General features: G+C 60.7%; 1 pseudogene. It reads left to right on the top strand.

Features of this window, described 5'->3' with window-relative positions:
* Positions 1-234: pseudogene (locus tag H928_RS26245) on the top strand (electron transfer flavoprotein subunit beta/FixA family protein); the annotation flags it as partial.

Raw genomic sequence — 234 nt, 5'->3', positions numbered from 1 at the left:
GTGGACTACAACGTCAAGGTGCGCGTCAAGAGCGATGGCTCGGGAGTGGACATTGCGAACGTGAAGATGTCGATGAACCCCTTTGATGAAATCGCGGTGGAAGAGGCCGTGCGTTTGAAGGAAAAGGGCGTGGTGACCGAGATCATCGCCGTGAGCTGCGGCGTGACCCAGTGCCAGGAGACGCTGCGCACGGCGATGGCCATTGGTGCGGACCGCGCCATCCTGGTCGAAACC

The sequence above is a fragment of the Comamonas sp. B-9 genome (assembly GCF_000410635.1).
Taxonomy (GTDB): Bacteria; Pseudomonadota; Gammaproteobacteria; order Burkholderiales; family Burkholderiaceae_C; genus Comamonas.
This window is presented reverse-complemented; position numbering and strand designations above follow the sequence as displayed.